We start from the raw sequence: 21809 nt of genomic DNA, 5'->3' as shown, positions 1-21809 counted from the left end.
AATGACCCGCTTGTGGATTCTCCGTATCAGGTCAAGGAATCTTTTTGTCCAATCAGATAGGAATAGATTATGATATAAGATTAAAGATAATGGGGAGAAATGCGATGGCTGCATCACACATTCCGTCAGATCAACCAAAGCCTCCATGGCTAGACATTGATCCACTTGTTGCGGCCACCATCCTCAATTGTTTACCAATCGCAGTTTGGATTGTTGATGAACAGTACCGACTCGTCGTTGCAAATACTGCCTACCAACATACCAGACCAACGTGTATGCCGGCAACACCAGAAGCCGGCGATTACATGTTGCCAGATGATTCATTGCCCAAGTGTCGAGTCCATTGGCAACAACAGTATGAACATGCCGTGCAAGGCGAACACCGTATCTTTACCATTGATGGCATAACGTACTACTTTCAGCCGGTCACGATCAAACGCGTGGGTAAAGGTGTTTTGGTTTGTACCGTGCAAGACACCACCCTCAACCTCGCAATTGAGGCTATGCCCGACCCATTTAGCATCTACACCGCGCTTCGCAATCGCTCTGGGCAGCTTATTGATTTTCAAATTGTGGCGGTAAACAGCGCTTTCTGCCACATTACCGGTTATCACCGGCATGAACTCATTGGTCAACGGCTCCTCGATCTATGTCCCCACTATCACGAAGATGGTACCTTTACCGATCTGCAACAACTGCTGAAAACGGGAGAATCGGTGCAGCGGATCACGACCTTCTTCGATAGGAATGGCAAGACGCGAACGTTTGAAGTTCATGCCGGCAAATTCAACGACGGGTTTGTCGCAAGCTGGCGCGACATCACCGTCCAACACCAGCTCGAGCATCGAATCCGTCAACAAGCCACGCTCCTTGATCAGATCGCCGACGCGGTGATTGCCACCGATTTAAACTACAATATCACCAGTTGGAATCGTGGGGCTGAACGTATTTACGGTTGGTCAGCCAACGAAGTTATCGGGAAACCGTTAGGCTCGTTTCTCAAAACCCAGTACACCAACACGACAATGGAAGAAGCTGCACTGGTCTTACACCAAACTGGATACTGGGAAGGTGAAGTCGAGCAGCAACGACGTGATGGACAGATCGTTCCGATCCATTCCGTCGTTGTGTTGAGCCGGGATGAAAACGGCACCCCAACCGGGGTCGTCGCGGTCAACCGTGATATTAGCGAGCGACGACACTTCGAGCAATTACTTATGAAAGCTAATCAGCGGCTCGAACAAGCGATTATCGATGCACGGCGCCAGGCCGCCGAAATCTTGCTGGTCAACGAATTACACGATCTCCTGCAAGTTTGCCATACCTTCGCTGAAGCAGCCGATGTAATCGCCTTCGGGTTACAACGTCTGTTTCCGCGCCAATACGGATACGTGATGGTACGGCAAGCAGGTACGGCCAATTTGACATTGCTGGCGCAGTGGGGTGAAATGAACGACGCACCGGCAACGATGACTATCGATCAGTGCTGGGCCTTACGGCGCGGTCTGATTCACCGCACCTGCCCGCACGAAAGCATCCGTTGTGCACACATTGCATCTAACAAACATAGGTGTACGTGCTGTGTTCCTCTCGTGGTGCAGGGCGATATTTTCGGCTTACTGTACATTGCCGGTGAGGAACTGCCACGGAGTGAACTCATCGTAATGACCGGTGACACCATCAAATTGGCCCTCTCGAATCTTGCCTTGCGCGCTACGCTACGTGAACAAGCAATTATCGATCCGCTCACCGGACTCTACAATCGGCGCTATCTGGAGACGAGTCTATCCCGTGAATTGCATCGCGCCCAACGCGAACAAATTCCGTTAACGGTTGCTATAATCGATATCGATCATTTCAAGCAGTTTAACGACCAGTATGGACACGATGCGGGCGATACCCTCTTGCGCGAACTAGCAGTCATCTTTCGCGAACACTTGCGTCAGAGTGATCTAGCCTGTCGTTTTGGTGGCGAGGAGTTTGTATTAATCCTACCGGGCGTCAATCGGGCAACCGCACAGACACGTTTGCAACACCTCCGTGAAGTCGTGCAGCAGCGACAAATTATCTTTGCCGGCGCACCTTTACGTCCGGTCACCATCTCAATCGGTTATTTCACCTGCGAAAATGATGAGATCGAGCCACACATTCTCCTTCAACGTGCCGATGCGGCCCTCTACGCGGCAAAACGTAGTGGGCGCAATCGGGTGGTCGAATTTAGCGATCTGCAAACGCTATCGTCCAATGAACGGGACGAATGATTTCAGCGGCGCTCGGGTCACAACTACGCTCAATTCGTTCCCAAAAGCACCACAGATTATGTCATTACAGGCACGTAATCGTAAGACATACTGACCGACATCGAGAACTACAGCGTTATTGTTCAACAACTGCATCCACGACGAACTCCCATCACGTTGAACTTCAAGCTCGTAGCGTCCGGCACCGGCGACCGGATGGAACGTCAGTTGCACCAGTGGGCCACCATTCACAGCCGTCACACTCACCAAAACCGGCGGATCGAGCTGCGCAGCCGGTGCTGCGCCACCATACTCGAAGGCACCGAGATCGCATGCACCAACCCGCGCCGCTCCCCGCTGATCGAGCAGAGGACAATCGACACCGGCGTTGATCGCCGGACTATCGGCTTGTAGGGCAAGAGTCGGCAATATTCCACCGTGATAACCAATGGCATTCTCCAGACGAGGATCGGCCTGCGCAATCCCACTAACGCAGGCATGCCCCACCGGACTTTGCAGATTGTGACTGCCGCGCAAGCTCCCAAAACACTGTACCGAATCGTGCGTACTACCGAGGAGATTTCCGGCGATGATCGTATTGCGTAGTTCAACGTCTGCTGCGTTGGTTGAGGTATTGTATATACCACCACCAAGCCGGTCGGCATAATTGTAGGCAACTGTAACATTCGTGACGGTTGCCTGCCCACCGTTGAAATAGAGACCACCGCCATTCCCGCGATTGGCAGTAGCCGCAGCAGCCCGATTGCCAACCACGGTAAGATTGGTCAGGTTCGAACGATTCCAACCCGACACAAACGTCGTCTGGGCAACAACGATGGCACCACCAACATCTTCTGAGCGGTTGGCTACGAAGGTAGAATCGCGCAGCGTCAGTGGGCCGTTGTGATGCATCAGCGCACCACCGCTCGCGCGATTATTGCTGTTGAGATAGACGATATTATCCGCAAAGAAACTACGCTCGATTTCAGAACGGTCGGGGTAGTAGAGATACGAGTAGACGGCTCCACCGAAATTACGTGCTTTATTCCCGATAAACATGCTATCGCGGATTACGATCTGACCACCCGTCCCCGCCGGGCCGGCGCCATCGTTATAGATCGCACCGCCAAAACCGAAATTGGCGATAACGCCACCATAAGAGCTATCGTTATTGCGGAAGATCGAACGGAGAACGGTGATCGGGCAACGCAGATTGTAAATAGCACCGCCGTTAATACCGCGATTGTTCTCGAATACGCTATCTTCGATATGGAGCTGACCAAAATGCATTGAAATCGCGCCACCACCTTCTTCATCCTTGCCGGCAGTACTATCGTTATTACGGAAGATGCTGTTGTAGATAAACACTCGCGTATTCAGACCGGTCGCACGGATAGCACCGCCTTCCACACTACGACCGTTGATCAAGGTCAAGTTGCGAATCGTGAGCGTAGCATCATAAATCCAAATCAGGCGTGTACGACCATTACCACTCAGGGCTACCCGCCCACCTTGCTGGGGACCACCACCGTCAAGTTCGGTATCTTGGCGCAATTCCAATTGACCGGAAAGGGTAATTGTCACCGGTTGCGAGCCACAATTGAACGTTACGCGCCCACCACCGGCAACAGCGGCGCGGAGAGCGGTTTCGGTGCAGCTTGCCGGCGTGCCGTTCCCGACCACACCGGCAGCGCGAACGGGGGTTGCTGTGCAGACAAGTACGATACCGATCACGATCAGCCAGCGCACCGAAAATAACAAATTATTCATACAGTAACCTCGTTTGACCGTGCTTCGATGACAGCTTCGTCATCTTGACAGTAGTCAAACGACGGATTATCGGTCTACATGACTTTTTGGCTATCTGTGTAGGTAGGACTAGGAGCGAAAGGTACTAGTTGGGAATTAAAAAATTGTCATATATCTGTGTGGGGGAGTGTATGCGCAGAGGAACTCGCATCAATGGAGACCAAAGCATAGACTGATACAGAAGTCATGAAAGCCACGGCAGAGCTTTGCAGTGCTCAGGATAGGGAACATTGGGCCGGGGACACACGAACGTGTGTCACCACAACAACCGTTACCGGTTCTGAACGTCGGTCTCGGCGCGTTCGACGGCGCTGCCGATGCTGAAATATTTTGCTTCGGGATGATGCACCACAATCGCCGCCGTGCTTTGTTCGGGCACCAACTGGAACGCCTCAGTCAACGTCACACCGATCTCTTCACCGGGAAGGATGTGCCACAGCTTAGCATGTTCGGAGAGATCGGGGCAGGCCGGGTAGCCCCACGAATAGCGCTTACCGCGTCGCTCATCGAGACCTAGACCTTGTCGGATGATACGGTTCGTATATTCGGCTAGCGCCTCGGCGAGACTGACGCCAAGCCCGTGGATATAGTAGCTGCGACTATAATCACCACGCTGCTGTAACGTATCAACTAATTCGTCAACTGCGCTCCCCATCGTAACAATTTGGAAGGCGGCGACATCATACTCACCGCTATCGACACTGCGGAAATAATCGCTAATGCAGAGCCGTTCACGGGCCGGTTGACGGGGAAAGACAAAACGGGTCAATTCACGTGAGCGATTGGCCGGATCATAGACGATCAGTTCAAGACCATCACTCTGCACCGGGAAGTAGCCGTAGATCACCTTCGGCTGCAACCAACCATCACGCTCGGCTTCAGCGATCAATTCGCGCACCTTTTGATCGAACTCTGCCCGCAATCGTTCCCACTCTTCACCCTTGGCATTTTTAGCACCCCATTGCAAACGGTAAAGGCTATTGCGGTCAAGACATTCGACCACATCGCGCAGCCGGATTCGGCTCGTCGCTCGCCACCCCCAAAACGGAGGTACGGGCACCGGTACATCGGTACGCACCGCCGAACGTACTCCGGCAGCCGTCGCACTCGCCGCCTCACCCAGATCGGCCAACGCCACCCGCCCGGTCATTCGCCGGTGCAGCACATTCGCCGCCTCACGGATGGTCTGCTCGATAAATTGATCACGAGTTGCCGGATTACTCAGCCGATCCATTGTCTCAAGTCCCTCGAAGGCGTCTTTGCAATAAAAGACACCGGCGGGATACGGTTCTTCATCATCGACAAAAGTGATGCGCTGACCATACTGACGATTGATCGCAGCCCCACCAACCAACACCGGAATCCGCAATCCACGACGATGCAACTCTTGCACACAGAGGGGCATCTGTTTGCTCGTACTGACCAGCAACGCCGAGAGACCGATCGCGTCGGCCTGCACCTCTAGCGCCTTCTCGATAATCGTATTGATCGGCACCTGTTTGCCGAGATCGTAGACCGTATAGCCGTTGTTGGAGAGAATCGTGTTAACCAGATTCTTGCCGATGTCGTGGACATCGCCGTACACCGTCGCCAACACGACTTTGGCTTTACTGGTTCCTTCTACCCGGTCGAGGTACCGTTCGAGGCGGGCAACCGCCTTCTTCATCGCTTCAGCACTTTGCAACACAAACGGGAGAATGAGTTGACCGGCGCCGAAGAGATCGCCAACCTCCTTCATCGCCGGTAGTAAGACGTTGTTCAGTACCGCAACTGCCGCGCGGCCTTGGGGTGATGCCCCTTGATCATCGCGCACTGCTGCTGCCGGATCGCTTAGGCGCAGTCCAATGGCCTGCAATCGCTCATCAACCGCCTGATCAATATCGTCCTCAATACCTTCTTTCTTGCGGTGCAGAATCTTCCAGTGTAGCCGCTGATCGACCGTCATGCCGGCAGTGGGATCTTCACGCTCGTTATCACTACTTGCGGTATGCTGCTCAAAATAGGCGATGAAACGCGCCAAAGCATCGTCACGACGGGCAAAGATCAGATCTTCACACAACTCGCGCTGCATCGGATCGATCTCGGCATAGGGGGTAATATGAGCCGGATTGATAATGGCCGTATCGAGGCCGGCTGCTACCGCGTGGTAGAGAAACACCGAGTTAAGCGCGGCGCGGGCATGCGGAGCAACACCGAAGCTGAGGTTGCTCACCCCAAGCGTCGTGAAACAACCGGGGACACGTTGCTTGACCAAACGGATACCTTTGAGAGTCTCGATAGCCGAATAACGCAACTCTTCCTGACCGGTCGTAATCGGGAAGGTCAGCACATCGAACACCAGCGCTTCGGCGGGCAATCCATACTCATCGCGGGCAATCTGAGCAATCCGCTCGGCAATGGCCACTTTTCGCTCGGCAGTGTGCGCCATGCCCTCCTCGTCGATTGTCATCGCGATCACAGCGGCACCGTAGCGCGCCGCCAACGGCAACACCTTATCGATCTTCGCGCCACGTCCGCCCTCAAGCGAGACCGAATTGATCAATGCCCGACCGGGATAGATCGACAGTGCCGCCTCGAGAACGTCAGCCTCAGTGGTATCGATCACCAGCGGCAACTCGATATTCAGCGTCAGTTTCTTGATCAAGCGGGTCATTTGCTCACGCTCATCGCTGCGTTCGGTCATTGCCACGCAAACATCGAGCATGTGCGCACCACTTTCGACCTGTTCGCGGGCCACTTCTAACGCACCGTCGTAGTCATCACGCAGCAGCAGTCGTTTCACTTTTCGTGAACCGAGCGTATTCAGCCGCTCGCCGATCATGGTGAGCGTAGCATCTTGGCGCAATGCCGTGGCACGGATCCCCGAACTAACACTCGGAATATACTCGACCAGCCGCACTTTCGGAGTTGGATCATTGCCGAGCAATTGGCGCAAGCGAGCAATATGCGCCGGACGAGTACCGCAGCAGCCGCCGACCACCGCTACACCGTAATCGCGGACAAATTCGGCCAGCACCTCCGCGAATGGTTCCGGTTCCATTGGATAGACGGTACGCCCCTCGACCTCAAGCGGCAAACCGGCGTTGGGAATGCATGAAATCGGTTTACGCGAATGAGCGGTCAGATACTGGATAGCAGCACGCATATGTTCCGGGCCGGTACCGCAGTTCAGGCCGATCACATCGACCGGCATCGCCTCAAGGGTCGCGATCATAGCCGGCACATCGGTTCCGAGCAGCATACGGCCCGACAGATCGAGAAAGACTTGTGCTTGCACCGCAATATCCGGTCGGTTCAGATCGATCTTTGCCCGTCGGATACCATCGAGCGCAGCTTTGACTTCAAGAATATCGACACTCGTCTCCACCAGCAGTAGATCAACTCCACCCTCAATCAAGCCAATCGCCTGCTCGCGGAAGATATCCGACAACTCGGCAAAGGTGATATTACTCAGTTCTGGATCGTCTGACGATGGTAGCTTACCGGTTGGGCCGATTGACCCGGCGACATAGCGGGAACGGCCATCACGAGCCTCGAACCGGTCGGCAACACGACGGGCTAGCGCAGCAGCGGCACGGTTAATCTCGATGGTACGATCACCGAGACCCCATTCGGCCAACCGGAGGCGTGTGCTCTGAAACGTACACGTCTCGATAACGTCGCAGCCGGCTTCAAGGAACGAGGTATGAATCAACTCAATGACATCGGGCCGCGTGATCACTAGATAATCACGGCAACCAAACGTTGCCTCACCCCCGTAATCCTCGGCGGTAAGATCGAAGGTGTCGATGGAGGTGCCCATCGCACCATCGTAGACTAACACCCGTTCAGCCAATGCTTGCAAGTAGGTTGGTCGCGTCACGGCTACCTCGTTTAGATCACGATATGGTTACCATCACAGACAAGCGCCGGTGGCAATGCACAACAGCACCGGCGCTCTCACTTTCATAAGCAATAATACACGAAAAATCTCGCTACCGTGCAACGAAACGTGCTGCACATTAATTGAGTGTTGTCTGGTTGCTCGTCGCCAAATAGATCACCCGCTCGCCGATATTCGTTGCACGGTCGGCAGTTCGCTCAAGGGCATGCACCATATCGAGCAGATCAACTGCTGCCTCAAAGCGGTCGGGATCCTGGCGGGCTTCGCTAATAATCAAGGCACGCAGCGTATCTTCGAGTTCATCAACCCGCTCATCGTGATCGGTCAGGGAACGGGCCAACTCGACATCTTGGTGGAGAAAGGCTTCTAGACTGGTATTAACCATGTGCAAGACCAGTTGGGCCATCTCATGAATCTGGGGCGGTGGGGCGATAAATGATGACCGGCGCGAGGCACGGCGTACTCGCTTGGCAATACTGTTGGCGTAATCTCCGATCCGTTCTAGCTCACCGGCAATTGCCGTTACGACACTCGTCAATCGTAAATCAGACGCCACGACCGGCTGTTGGGTCGCCAATACGTGAATAACACTCTCTTCTAATGCCCGCCAGGCCTCATCGATCTGCTGATCGTCGTGTATGATCTGAGCTGCGGCGATAGTATCCCACGACTCAAGACAGCGAATTGCACGTAACAGTTGCTGCTCCACCATACTAAACATTCGCAACAGATCTTCACGGAGGGCGCTGATCTGGCGAATATATCGTTCACGAACCATTGATCAATCCTCCTTAGCTGCCCTGATACAACCGCTGACCTCTCGCTATCCATGAGATATGGACAATATTTGTGTCATTATACTTGAAACATCGATAGAATAGGTTAAGAACATGCAAAATCTGATAGATGAATCGGTGAACTCCGGTTGATCCATATCCGATCCATTACCCCTTGACTCACCTGGAAGAGCGTGATAAAATAGTGTCAGTTTTACACTACAGAAAGGAGGCCGATGATGCCTGCAATTCACGATCTGGCAACGCGCAGTGTACCATTCCTGCACTATCTGGAGCAGTGGTATCGCAATCTGCCGCAAGTTGAGTTAGCAACCATTGTCGGCGATACCCCTGAACGGGTGGCTCTTTGTTCGATTGATATGATCAACGGTTTCTGTAAAGAGGGACCGTTAGCCGGGCCACGAGTCGGTGCGCTGGTCGAGCCGGTTGTGCAGCTCTTCAACCGCGCCTATGCTCTTGGAGTACGTGCTTTTGTGCTTACGCAAGACACCCACGATCCGGCAACACCGGAGTTTGCCTCATACCCACCGCATTGCGTTGCCGGCACCGCCGAGAGTCAGACGATCCGTGAGCTTGCCGAGTTACCATTTGCCGATCAGATTACCGTAATCGAGAAGAACTCGCTTAGTTCACACATCGGCACACGGTTCGGCGCATGGCTGTCTGAGCATCCACAGATCGATACCTTCATACTGGTTGGTGATTGCACCGATCTCTGCGTATACACGGCGGCAATGCATTTACGCCTAGAGGCGAATGCGCTTAATCTCAAGCGGCGTGTGATCGTTGCAGCTAATGCCGTTGATACCTTCGACACACCGGTCGCGGTCGCACGCGAGTTGGGTATCTATGCGCACGATGGCGATCTGCATCACGTCCTGTTTTTGCACCATATGGCCCAAAATGGGGTTGAGGTCATGAGGATCGTGTAGTCTATCGCTAGATAGCCGATACCCGAATGGCAGGCGCGAGTGGCATGCCCGCGCCTGTTTCGTTGCACTATGTTCTCCCAACGCCTATCGTGGTATACTTAATTGCCGAACGCACCATCGTTACCGGAAACGACTATGCCCGATACAGAAGACCTTGCCGCTCTGACCGTTGCTGAACTGGTAGAACAGGTTCGCGAATTACGCGCTGCCAATGCACAATTGCGCCGACAGTTGCATCCCGTCGGTCCACCGCTCGCTGCTCACGCATTGGCCGGTGAACTCATCCGGCAGACCGCGCTGCTTGCCCGTCTCGGTATCGAGTTTCGTGACGATCTCGAACCAATGGCGTTGATCCAGCAGACATTGCAGGCGGTGACCGTTGACTTGCCTGCCGATGAAGCAACGGTCGTGCTGATCGGTCCCAATCGGCAACCATCCCATGCCTTGACCGTGGCTCTCGGTGCGCCACGTCTGTTGCCACCTGAGCGCGCAGCCGAACTGATCGATCATGGGAGTGCCGGTTGGGCGTTGCGTCAAGGGAGCAGCATTGTCCTCTTTGATTTAGCCAACGACGTGCGTCGCTTCCAGCTCCGCGAATTACAAACCGGCGGCAGTCTGATTGCCACACCAATCCGACAACCTACAGCTACTACCGGTGTCTTGATCGTCTATCGTCTGGCGACGAATGCGTTTAGCAGTAACGAACTAATCTTGATCGAAAGTATTGCTGCGCAATTGAGCGTAGCACTCGGTGCTGTACAGCTATCACAGCAGTATCGTCTCCGCCAACACCGATTTCTCAACTTGCTCAACCTCAGTCAGTTGGCTATTGCTGGCCATACTGTTGGTGACGTTGCTGCACGATGTTATACCATCGCTATCGAAACGTTCGCTGCGCGATGGGGTTTGCTGTTTTTGCGTCCGGCGCCACAAGCACAGCTCGCTTGGATTGAACCGGCTCACCTTGCCGTCGATGTCCCGATAACTGCTATCGGTGGCGCCGCTCAGCTTGCTGCCGAGAGTCAACATGTTGTGACAGTTGCGCTGGGTGATGACGTAACTTGTCTTGCCTTACCGTTGACCCACGATGGTACGACAATTGGTAGCCTGGCTCTTGGGTTTACCGCTCAGCGTCCATCACCCGGTGGTCTCGATTGGAACCTACTCGAATTGTTTGCCCGCCAGACCGCAACGGTCTGTGCAACCCTGCAATTGGTGCAACGGCTACGCGAACAGGCGCAACTCCTCGAAGAACTGGTTACCGAGCGTACCGATCAATTGCAGCGTTCTCGTGACGTGCTACGCATGGTGTTTGACAGCTTACCGGAAGGCGTGGTCTTTCTCGATGAAAGTGAGCGCCTGACTGCTGTCAATACGGTCTTCGCGAACCAAATCGTCAGTCGTCATCCTCGAGATCTGGTTGGCAAGACGTATGCGTACCTCTTGCGTATGATCGAGCGGGTTGCGCCGACTACGATCGAATTGGTGCCTGAGGCCCGTCCCGGTCGCCAGCAATTACGACTGCGACAGCGGCTACCCGATGGCGAACGCAGCTATCTGATCGAACGAATGGAGGTACCGTCTTCACAAGGCCAGCCGGCGTCGCGGCTTGAATTTTGGCGACGCGAGTCGTAATCGTGTTTTGGAAAAGGTGATCAACGTTCCATGCCATACCTGCACACAACTCGTAACGGCATTCGCATTTTAGTCGAGGAGCTACCACACACGCACTCAATAGCGATTGGCTGTTTCATCGACATCGGTGCGCGCTATGAAACAGCCGAGATTGCCGGTGCGGCTCATTTTATCGAACATATGCTGTTTAAAGGTACCGGTGCCTACCCGACTGCCCACGCGATCTCGCTGGCAATTGAAGGTGTGGGTGGTTATTTGAACGCCTCTACCGGCTATGAGACTACGGCATTTTATGCGAAGGTTGCCACCATTCACTTCAACCGTGCATTGCACGTGTTGAGCGAAATGGTGCAACGACCGCTGTTTGAAGCTCATGAACTGGAAAAAGAACGACGGGTCATCATCGAGGAGATCCGTGGGATTCAAGACAACCCTACCGAACTCGTGCATACGTTGTTGCAACAGACGATGTGGGGCGATCACCCGTTCGGTCGCGATATTGCCGGACGGATCGATACCGTTAGCGCGATTGCCCGCCACGAGCTGTTGCAGTTTTTTGCCCAAGGTTATCATGCCGGTACGCTAGTGATCTCAGTTGCCGGTAATATCAGTGCCGAACAGACGATCCCGGCTATCGAGCAAGCATTTGCCGATTTGCCGGTTGGTCAGCGCCCAACAGCCCTCCCTGCGCCTTCCTTACCCATCGAACACCGTCTCAATCTTTTGCCACGTGATATCGAACAGGGGAACTTCTGCCTCGGTCTCCCCGGTGTATCCTATCACGATCCCGATCGGCGGGCAGTGCAGGCCCTTGATGCACTCCTCGGTGGTGGGATGTCCTCACGCTTGTTTCAGACGCTTCGTGAAGAGCACGGTCTGAGCTACAATATCGGTTCCTATCACAACGAGTTTGCCGATACCGGTATGTGGGTCATCTATGCCGGGGTCGAACCTGATGCGTTACGTGATGCTGTCGCAATGACGCGAGCAATCATCCGCGATGTGGTTGAGCACGGTCCCACCGATCAAGAACTCACAACCGTAAAGGAGCAGCTTAAGGGTAGTTTATTACTCTCACTTGAGGATACCTGGGCTATCGCCTCACGAAACGCAACCAGCCTGCTCCGCTACCACACCGTGCCATCGGTTGAACAGATTATCGCCGAGATCGATGCTTTGACCCTCGACGATCTCCAACGCGCCGCACATCGTTTACTATCCACCAACCAACAATGGTTGGCAGTGGTTGGTCCCTACACCGGGGATGACATGGACGATCTGCAAGCCTTATTGGAGGAGTAAGTTTGACGATGAAGTCTGTTGCGATTGTCGGCGCCGGCGTGGCCGGATTGGCAGCCGCCCATGCATTGGCTACTGCCGGCTTTACGCCAGTTGTGTTCGAGAAGAGTCGGGGTGTAGGTGGGCGTGCTGCCACCCGCCGTATCGGCGATATATGTTTTGATCACGGCGCGCAGTACGTGAAAACGCCTACCCAACCACTCCGCGACTTGATCGTTGCAACCGGCGACGCGGTGACAATCGATCGCCCGGTGTGGGTATTAACTTCGACCGATCAGATTACGCCCGGTGACCTATCGCACGCCGATGAGGAAAAATGGACGTGGCCAAGTGGGATTACGCGCTTGGCGAAACACCTTGCCGATGGTTTGACCGTACAGTTGGAGACGACTGTTGCTCGCATTGATGTCTGCGACGATGACTACCGACTGACGGCTACTGATGGCCGTGATCTTGGCTGCTTCGCGGCGGTCTTACTGACTGCCCCTGCACCTCAAACGGTCGCAATCCTTGCCGCCGGCGATCTACCGCCGCAGGTCGCTACCCTCTGCGCAAGTCTACAGACCGTTCGGTATCGGCGTTCGATTAGTATCACCGTGGCCTATCCCCGCCGCCCGGCAGTACCGTGGTATGCACTGGTCAATGCTGATCGCCAACACTCGATCAGTTGGTTGGCCTGTGAACACGACAAACCGGGCCGAGTCCCCGCCGATTGCGGTGTCTTGATCGCCCAAATGAGCGATACCTGGGCGACAATGCACTGGGATGCTGTGCAGAAGGGCACGCTCATGCCGACCGAACCACTTCCATCTCCCGTCAGTGAGGTGCTCACTACCATCCGGCATCTCGTCGGTGATCTCGGCGAACCGTTGTGGATTAACCTGCAACGTTGGCGCTACGCCCTTCCCGATACAGCCACCCCACTGACCAATATCGATCGACTCGTCATTGCCGGCGACATGGTTGTCGGGCAGGGAAGGGTCCACCTGGCGATTGAAAGTGGTTGGCGTGCTGCCGATCAGATCCGCGCATTGCTGACGGAGTAGATCACGGTTAGCGAACCGGTCTCTCTGCCGGTGAGGACGTAGCCCAATCCGAAGGCAATCACGTCGCAATGCAGCTCACCACGATAGAGCCACGACTCTCGAACCGAACATCTCACACTCACCATAGAGCAGAGGCAGGACTGAACACAACCAAGGAAACTTGTATGACAACCGCTGCTTGGCCCCTCATCTTTGACGGTCACAATGACGTTATTCTCGACCTCTATCGGCCACAACCAGGTAAAGAACGCGATTTCTTTCACCCTAGTTCGCATGGACATCTCGATCTCCCCCGCGCCCGGATTGGAGGTTTCGGCGGTGGCTTCTTTGCGGTTTACGTCCCACCTCCGACTTCTTCACCAACGGTCGAGCAAATACCCGAACCACCGTATCATTTGCCCCTTCCACCCGCCCTCGATCAGACCTACGCCCTACGCACGACCCTCGCGATGGCAGCTTGTCTGTTTCGGATTGAAGCCGAATCCCAAGGGGCGCTGCGCGTCTGTCGTACTGCCGGCGACATTGCCGATTGCCTCGCCAACAACATCATTGCTGCAATCTTCCACATCGAAGGCGCGGAAGCCATCAGCCCCAACCTCGACGAGCTTGAAGTGCTCTATCAGGCCGGCCTGCGTTCGCTCGGCCCGGTCTGGAGTCGTCCCAATATCTTTGGATATGGCGTACCGTTTGCCTTCCCTGCCTCACCTGACATCGGCCCTGGCCTCACCGAAGCCGGCAAGGCATTGGTGAAGGCGTGCAACCGGCTGCGTATCATGATCGATCTCTCGCACCTTAACGAGGCCGGTTTTTGGGATGTGGCCCGTTTGAGCGACGCACCGTTGGTAGCCACCCATTCCAATGCACACGCCATCTGCCCGAGCAGCCGTAATCTGACCGACCGACAGCTTGACGCGATCCGTGATTCGGGTGGGATGGTCGGGTTGAATTTCGGCGTCACCTTTCTGCGCCCCGATGGTAAGCGTGATGCGAGGATGCCACTCAGCGTTATGGTGCAGCAGATCAACTATCTTGTCGAACGGTTGGGCATCGATCACGTTGGTTTCGGCTCCGATTTCGATGGCGCGCTGATGCCGAAGGAGATCGGTGATGTACGTGGCTTGCCTCGTCTGTTGCAGGCCCTAGCCGATGCCGGCTTTACCTCTGCCGAGATCCGAAAGCTAGCTTATGAGAACTGGTTACGTGTCTTGCGATTAACGTGGGGAGAATAGACAACGAATATGCAACACCTCAATCATACCGAGCAACGAGTGCTCACTGCCATCGACGAGGCTGGCTTGGTAGAGACGCTGGCGCGACTGGTCAGCATCCCTAGCCTTGACGGCACTGCCGCCGAGAACGAAGCACAAGAGGTCGTTGCCGACCTATTGGCTGCTCAAGGCATGACCGTTGATCGTTGGGAGATCGATCTGCCGGCGTTGTACGCTCACCCTGTCTGTAGCTGGGAAGTACCACGTGAGCGTGGGCTTGGCGTGGTCGGTATCCTTGGCGCCGATCGGGGTGGGCGGAGCTTGATCCTCAACGGCCATGTCGATGTCGTACCGGCAGGTGACCCACAGTACTGGCGCAGCGATCCGTGGCAAGCGACCGTTATTGATGGTCGGGTATATGGGCGAGGCGCGCTAGATATGAAAGGTGGCTTGTGCTGCGCCATCTTTGCCGCACGTGCCATCGCCGCTGCCGGAGTACGCCTGCGTGGTCGGTTGCTTATTCAGAGCGTGATCGGTGAAGAAGATGGTGGATTAGGGACACTCGCGACGATTCTACGCGGCCATACCGCTGATGCCGCAATTGTCGCCGAACCAACCGAACTCAAAATTGCACCGGCCCAAGCCGGCGCACACAATTTTCGCCTGACCGTCTCCGGTGCTGCTGCCCACGGCTGCGTGCGTGAAGAAGGTGTTAGTGCTATCGATAAATTTATTCCGCTTCACCAAGCGATATTAGACCTCGAGCGTACCCGCAATGAACGGTTGCGCATGAACGATCCAAGTGGTTTGTTTGCTCGTTATTGTGCGGGCCGGCGAGTGGGCTTCGTCCGAAGCCGAACAACTCATTGCCGAAGGCCGTTACGGGATCGGTGTTGGCGAAGACCCGGATATGGCTCGCGCCGAGCTTGTACAAACGATCATGGCGGCGGCGACCAATGATCCATGGCTCCGCGATCATCCTCCGCAGTTGGAATGGTGGGGCGGTCGATTTGACCCGGCCAGCACGCCGCTCGATGCCCCAATTGTGCAGATGCTCGCCACGTGCGACCAAACCGTGCGTGGTACACAGGCGGTCTTCGAAGGAATGCCCTACGGTGCCGATATGCGGCTCCTCAGCAGTATCGCTGGTATTCCTACCGTCTTGTATGGACCGGGTGATGTACGTGATGCTCATCGTCCGAACGAATCGGTTGCGATTGATGATCTGCTCACTGCAACCCGCATCTTTGCCCTCACTGCGCTCCGTTTCTGTGGTTACGACGAGGAATAAATTAGGATGAAAACCAGTCTGCAAATCGCCGCCGAAGCCTACCTCGAACCGATCAGTGTCATCGCCGAACGACTCGGTCTGCCCGCCGAGTATCTCGAACCGTATGGTCGCTACCGCGGCAAGATTGATCTTACGTTTCTCGACGATCACCCCAATCGTTCACATGGTCGCTACGTTCTGGTTAGCGCCATAACGCCGACCCCGCTTGGTGAAGGTAAAACAACCACTGCCATCGGGTTGGCGATGGCTCTCAACCGGATCGGTAAACGCGCCGTCGTTACGTTACGTCAATCATCACTAGGACCGGTGTTTGGCATTAAAGGCGGTGGGGCGGGTGGTGGCTATAGTCAAATCGTCCCCTTAGCCGAAAGCATACTGCATCTCAACGGTGATATTCACGCCGTCTCGCAAGCACACAATCAGTTGGCGGCCCTGACCGACAACAGTTGGTATCACGGCAACCCTCTCGATATCGATCCCGATCGGATCGAGATTCGGCGTGTTGTCGATGTCAACGATCGCTTTTTGCGACAGGTCATGATCGGGCTAGGCGGCAAGCAAAACGGTTTTCCGCGCCAGACCGGCTTCGACATTAGCGTCGCCAGTGAACTCATGGCGATCCTCGCGATGGTCAGTGGCGCAGGCGCAAAAGCGGCACTCCGCGATCTGCGCGCCCGTATCGGCCGGATGGTAGTGGCCTTTCGCCGCGACGGTACACCGGTAACAGCCGAGGATGTACGCGGGGCAGGTGCGGCAACGGTGCTGATGCGCGAGGCGCTTAAGCCCAACCTGATGCAGACCATCGAAAACACACCGGCCTTGATCCACACCGGCCCCTTTGCCAACATCGCACAGGGCAACTCTTCCATTCTGGCCGATCTCGCGGCGCTCCGTTGCACCGAGTATACCATCACCGAGGCCGGTTTCGGCGCCGACATCGGAGCAGAAAAATTCTTCAACCTCAAATGCCGAGCCGGTGGTCTCTGGCCCGACGCTGCGGTCATTGTAGCCACCGTTCGCGCGCTCAAAGCGCACAGCGGCAAGTATGAGATCGTCGCCGGTAAACCACTGCCGGCAGCGCTACTCCACGAAAATCCCGACGATGTCTTCACCGGTGGTGATAACCTCCGCCGACAAATTGCCAACATCACCCAATTCGGTGTGCCGGTCGTTGTCGCGCTTAATACCTATCCCGAAGACACTGTGACAGAGATCGAAGCCGTCGCCCAGATTGCTACCGCAGCCGGTGCTGCCGGCATGGCCGTGAGCAACGTTTACGTTGCAGGTGGAGCGGGAGGCATCGAATTGGCCAAACTAGTGGCTCATGTCGCCGAACGACCTGGCCCACGCGAACCGAAATTCCTCTACCCGCTCGAGATGCCATTAGCCGAGAAGATTGAAATGATCGCTCGCCGCATCTACGGTGCAGCCGGCATCGAACTAAGTGCGACGGCTACTACGCAACTGGCAACCTTTACGGAGGCCGGGTTTGGTAACTTACCCATCTGTATGGCGAAGACCCATCTCAGTCTCAGCCACGATCCTAAATTGCACGGGGCGCCAGCCGGTTTCATTTTTCCTATTCGTGAGGTACGGATTAGCGCCGGTGCCGGATTCATTTTACCTATCGCCGGCACAACCGTGACCATGCCGGGCTTGGGCGCACATCCGGCAGCCCATCAAATTGACATCGACGATGATGGTAACATCGTGGGCTTGTTTTGAGAGTGACATCTCTATCTTGCCCTCTTTTACGCTTGGGATATGGGTTAAAGGATCATAAGTGTCATCAAGCCTGGGCTGGGGCTGCCACGACCTCAGTAGGGCTTGCACCCGTATCTTGCTACCCCGCTCTTCCCACGCCAACTACACTTTAACTGTACTCGTGCTTAGTGTGTAATAATCAGGTGCTACCATTGTCATACCATATCAATGAGTGGTTCAACAGCGGAGACTCACATGCTCAGCAATCTTCCTCCCACACTATCCGAACAAGAACGTCAAGCACTCGTCAAAGCGGCACTCCGTCGTTGTCACAATGGTATAGGCGCACTCACCGCCAGCCTCATCCTTATGATCGGTGCAATAGTCAGCTTTTGGATAATCGACAAGTTATTTGATCCAATGCCCTTCCATTTCATCATTCCACTGTTTTTTACCATCACTAGCATCAGCCTATTGATTGAAAGCTATCATCGTTTTCGCTTTCACCACCAACTACGCCAAGCAACCACTACTGTTGAAGCACCGATCATCGACATATGGATTGAATTCAATGCCGCGGAGGAACCAACAGTAATCGCCTGGGAACTCATCATTCCTGGCACGATTGGTCAGCGCCGTCTGCGCCAAGCACAAGTAATCGACTGTTCCCTCCGCTCCTACTATCAACAGCTCAAAACCGTCAAAGTACGCTACAATCCGACCGATCCGAGTATATCAGCATTGGTCATCGAATAAGCTGCTGGACATTATGATAAAACTGTAAAACAAAGTTTATGCTGGTTGTGTTAAGATACCGAGAGACGATGTTGCATCATCTTATATTTGACTGTGATGAAACGATCTAGTTCACTTATCCTCTTCATCATTGCTTGCTTGGTCAACATACTGGCATTCGTGCCGGGTACCTCAGTGCAGGCCGATCCGGCTACACTCTCCGCTACCCCAACCAGCCTTGCAGCCACTGTCGAACTTGGCAGTACAACCACCCTCAACCTCACTATCACCAATACCGGCAGTAATCCATTAACACCTCACCTCTATGTTGGCTATCCACCAACAGCCAGTCCGGCTCGCATGACGATTCCATCATTGCCGGTGCCACTCCCCCAACAAGCCGAGCGGATCGATCCTGACCTACAAGCCGAGTTGGTGCACGGACCAACTCGCTTCCTCGTCTTCTTCGCCGACCGACCCGATCTCGGTGCAGCATTCTTGATTCGCGATTGGGCGGCCCGCGGTGAGTACGTTTACCGTACTTTGACCGAACATGCCGAACGCAGCCAACGCGCCGTGCGCACGCTGCTCGATGCCGCCGGTGTGCGTTACACTCCGCTCTGGATCGTCAACGCCTTGCTGGTTGAAGGGGACGCAACCCTGGCCCAAGCCCTTGCTGCTCACACCGACGTTGCAATGCTGAGTGCCGACCACGAGCTGCAAGTAGCTCCGTCGGCTTTTTCGACAACAGCCGGTAGTTGCAATCCATCTGCCAATAACGTCTGCTGGAATATTGATCAAATCGGCGCTGACCGAGTCTGGCGCGAGTTCGGTGTCACCGGTGAGGGGATTACCGTCGCAAATATCGATAGTGGCGTTGCGTATACCCATCCGGCGCTCGTCGGCCAATACCGTGGTAACCTTGGCGGTGGTATGTTTGACCACAACTATAACTGGTTCGACCCAGTAGGTAACACCAACGAACCAACTGCCTCAGGTGATCACGGCACCCACGTGATGGGGACAATAGTTGCCGCCCTACCTACCCAACCGGCGATGGGTGTGGCACCGCGAGCACGCTGGATCGCAGCCCGAGCCTGTGATACGCTCAACTGTACCGATAGCAATATCATTGCCGCAGCCCAATGGATGTTGGCTCCAACCGATCTCAACGGTAACAATCCGCAACCGAGTCGTCGTCCGCATATCCTCAATAATTCATGGGCATTTAGCAGTGGTGGTAACCCGGTCTATACCGGTTATACGGCAGCGTGGCAAGCCGCCGGCATCTTCGTCGTCTTTGCTGCCGGTAACTCTGGCAATGCGACGTGTAGGACGATTACATCACCCGGTGATTATGCCGATGTGGTAGCAGTAGGGGCAACCGATCAAAATGATAAACTGACAAACTTTAGCGCTATCGGTCCAACAATTGATGATCGGATCAAACCTGATCTGGCCGCGCCGGGACTGAGTATCTATTCAACTTCATCTACGGGTGGCTACAAAACCCTCCCAGGTACTTCAATGGCAGCACCTCACGTGGCCGGTACGGTTGCCCTGCTCTGGTCGGCTAACCCACAGTTGATCGGTGATTATACTACCACCTACAACTACCTTACCCAGACCGCAAAACCGATTACTAATGACCCACGGTTTATGAGTGCACTCTATAACGACTGCCGTCCTGACACTGTTCCCAATAATATCTACGGTTATGGACGGCTCGATGCCTTTGCTGCGGTAGCCGCGGCTAAGGTTGATATTCCATGGCTGATTCTTTCCCCAACACCTACGGCAATCCTAATGAGTAGTAGCAGTACGACACTGTCTATTACACTTGACGCCCGTAAAGTGCCTGGACCGGGTATCTACTCGGCACGTCTTTTGATCTACGCCAACAATCTGACCGACCCACCGCTGGCTGTACCAATAACGATGACTGTACCACCGCGACCTACACACGCGACGATTACCGGTACAGTGACCGATAGTGAGACCGGTCGGCCATTACTGGCGACGATAATAACGACTGACGGTGTGCACCTGACGACCAGCATTATCGGAACTTATAGCTTGACAGTGCCCGGCAGTTCTACCCAACACGTGACCGCTGCTGCCGGTGGCTTTGTTGCAAAAACCCAAACAATCACACCAAGCAATGGGAGCACGACAACCCTTAACTTTGCTCTTGACCCGATTCGCCCCCGCTTGACCACATTACAAGATGTGATACCGGTTACCGTTGATTTTCAGCAAACCGTCACGCTCAATTTGTCGTTGCGTAATGATGGCAATGCCCCTCTCTCCTACACCGTCCAGATTGATAACGAGCCTTATGGCGTCTGGCGAAGTGACGAACCGGATGGGCCGGGCGGTGGTTGGATCGATCCACCAACCGGTAGACAGGTGCTCAACTTGTATGATGATGGGAGTAGTGGTGCCCTCGATCTCGGCTTTGATTTTCCATTTGGCAGCACGTCTTACCGCAAAGTCTACATTGGAGCAAATGGGATTATCGCCTTCGCTCCCTTTACTTCCAGTTCGAACTACTTCATTCCATCATGCTTTCCATTATCTGAAACTACCTCGGCGGCGATTAGCCCACTTCACGTCGATTTTAATAGTCTTGATGGCGGTGAAATCAGCTTTGCCCAGGTGAGCAGCGGCGCACTTATCACATGGGATGATGTGCCATTATACGGTACAACTCGCCGGCTCAGTGTGCAAGCCCTCTTACAACCCAATGGTGTCATTCGCTTCCATTACCGGAATGTAGCCAATTTGCAGCCCACCGATCAGGCTACAATTGGTCTCCAGTTTGACGATCAAAGCCAGAACGTGGCTTGTGATGTCGGGGATGAGCTACCACTCGATCTGAGCGATGGATTGGTCATCGAGCTACGACCTCAGATCAATCCATGGGCATGGCTCAGTATTGAGTCCGGTGACAGTGGCACGCTAGCCGCTTCCAATCAGACGAATATCCCGCTCACTGCGCAGTGGGTCGCCCCAATGTATACGACCTCACAGGCACGGATACGGATTTACAGCAATGATCCGCAGAAACCGGTTGCCACTGTACGTGTACAACTGAACGAAGGTACCCCTGCTCCCTATCAAGTGCTCATTTTGCTAATATTCCGGTAATCTGCAACATTGTGTCATCCAATAGCGTCATCATTTTATACGGTAAAGGGACTCGCAGCGGCTGATAGCACTGTTGAACA

Annotated in this window: 14 protein-coding genes; 11 read left to right on the top strand and 3 right to left on the bottom strand. The window is 54.6% G+C overall.

What is annotated here, in order from left to right; all coding sequences use genetic code 11:
• The first annotated feature begins 104 nt into the window (after positions 1-104).
• Entirely contained in the window at positions 105-2261 is a 2157-nt protein-coding gene (locus ACP5OT_RS02150; protein WP_428111346.1) for a sensor domain-containing diguanylate cyclase, read from the top strand.
• Here ACP5OT_RS02150 and ACP5OT_RS02145 read toward each other — a convergent pair.
• The 3 genes from ACP5OT_RS02145 to phoU all read right to left on the bottom strand — a co-directional run bounded on the left by ACP5OT_RS02145 (position 2235) and on the right by phoU (position 8710).
• Entirely contained in the window at positions 2235-4010 is a 1776-nt protein-coding gene (locus ACP5OT_RS02145) for a choice-of-anchor Q domain-containing protein (protein WP_424674691.1), read from the bottom strand. The genes ACP5OT_RS02150 and ACP5OT_RS02145 overlap by 27 nt on opposite strands.
• A gap of 310 nt (positions 4011-4320) precedes the next feature.
• On the bottom strand, positions 4321-7911 hold the full coding sequence (gene metH, locus ACP5OT_RS02140) for a methionine synthase (RefSeq protein WP_424674690.1): 3591 nt from the start codon (positions 7909-7911) through the stop codon (positions 4321-4323).
• Between the two features lie 139 nt (positions 7912-8050).
• The gene (gene phoU, locus ACP5OT_RS02135) at positions 8051-8710 is read right to left on the bottom strand and encodes a phosphate signaling complex protein PhoU (RefSeq protein WP_424674689.1); all 660 of its coding nucleotides are present in this window, start codon (positions 8708-8710) and stop codon (positions 8051-8053) included.
• Positions 8711-8947: 237 nt separating this feature from the next.
• Here phoU and ACP5OT_RS02130 point away from each other — a divergent pair, with 237 nt between their 5' ends.
• The 10 genes from ACP5OT_RS02130 (at position 8948) to ACP5OT_RS02085 (ending at position 21729) form a co-directional block, all read left to right on the top strand.
• A complete protein-coding gene (locus ACP5OT_RS02130) occupies positions 8948-9661 on the top strand; it encodes a cysteine hydrolase family protein (protein WP_428111341.1) in 714 nt (237 codons plus the stop codon).
• A gap of 135 nt (positions 9662-9796) precedes the next feature.
• Positions 9797-11296, top strand: coding sequence for a GAF domain-containing protein (locus ACP5OT_RS02125; protein WP_428131193.1), 1500 nt, complete (start codon positions 9797-9799; stop codon positions 11294-11296).
• Positions 11297-11326: 30 nt separating this feature from the next.
• On the top strand, positions 11327-12598 hold the full coding sequence (locus tag ACP5OT_RS02120; protein ID WP_424674686.1) for a M16 family metallopeptidase: 1272 nt from the start codon (positions 11327-11329) through the stop codon (positions 12596-12598).
• A gap of 8 nt (positions 12599-12606) precedes the next feature.
• On the top strand, positions 12607-13641 hold the full coding sequence (locus tag ACP5OT_RS02115) for an NAD(P)/FAD-dependent oxidoreductase (RefSeq protein ID WP_428111380.1): 1035 nt from the start codon (positions 12607-12609) through the stop codon (positions 13639-13641).
• Between the two features lie 164 nt (positions 13642-13805).
• Positions 13806-14870: a dipeptidase gene (locus tag ACP5OT_RS02110; protein WP_424674685.1), complete on the top strand. Its 1065-nt coding sequence runs from the start codon at positions 13806-13808 to the stop codon at positions 14868-14870.
• A 9-nt stretch (positions 14871-14879) separates the two neighbouring features.
• Positions 14880-15809 (top strand): M20/M25/M40 family metallo-hydrolase, encoded by a 930-nt coding sequence (locus ACP5OT_RS02105; protein ID WP_428131191.1) that lies wholly within the window; start codon positions 14880-14882, stop codon positions 15807-15809.
• Positions 15760-16140 (top strand): M20/M25/M40 family metallo-hydrolase, encoded by a 381-nt coding sequence (locus ACP5OT_RS02100; RefSeq protein WP_428131189.1) that lies wholly within the window; start codon positions 15760-15762, stop codon positions 16138-16140. The genes ACP5OT_RS02105 and ACP5OT_RS02100 overlap by 50 nt, the downstream gene beginning before the upstream one ends.
• A gap of 6 nt (positions 16141-16146) precedes the next feature.
• Entirely contained in the window at positions 16147-17865 is a 1719-nt protein-coding gene (locus ACP5OT_RS02095) for a formate--tetrahydrofolate ligase (RefSeq protein ID WP_428131187.1), read from the top strand.
• Between the two features lie 234 nt (positions 17866-18099).
• The gene (locus ACP5OT_RS02090; protein WP_424674682.1) at positions 18100-18600 is read left to right on the top strand and encodes a hypothetical protein; all 501 of its coding nucleotides are present in this window, start codon (positions 18100-18102) and stop codon (positions 18598-18600) included.
• A 96-nt stretch (positions 18601-18696) separates the two neighbouring features.
• Positions 18697-21729, top strand: a complete 3033-nt coding sequence (locus ACP5OT_RS02085) for a S8 family serine peptidase (RefSeq protein WP_428131184.1) — start codon at positions 18697-18699, stop codon at positions 21727-21729.
• Positions 21730-21809: the final 80 nt, after the last annotated feature.

This window comes from Chloroflexus sp. (assembly GCF_049970315.1).
Lineage (GTDB): Bacteria > Chloroflexota > Chloroflexia > Chloroflexales > Chloroflexaceae > Chloroflexus.
Note: the sequence above shows the minus strand (reverse complement) of the source record. Positions and strands in the feature narration are given on the sequence as shown.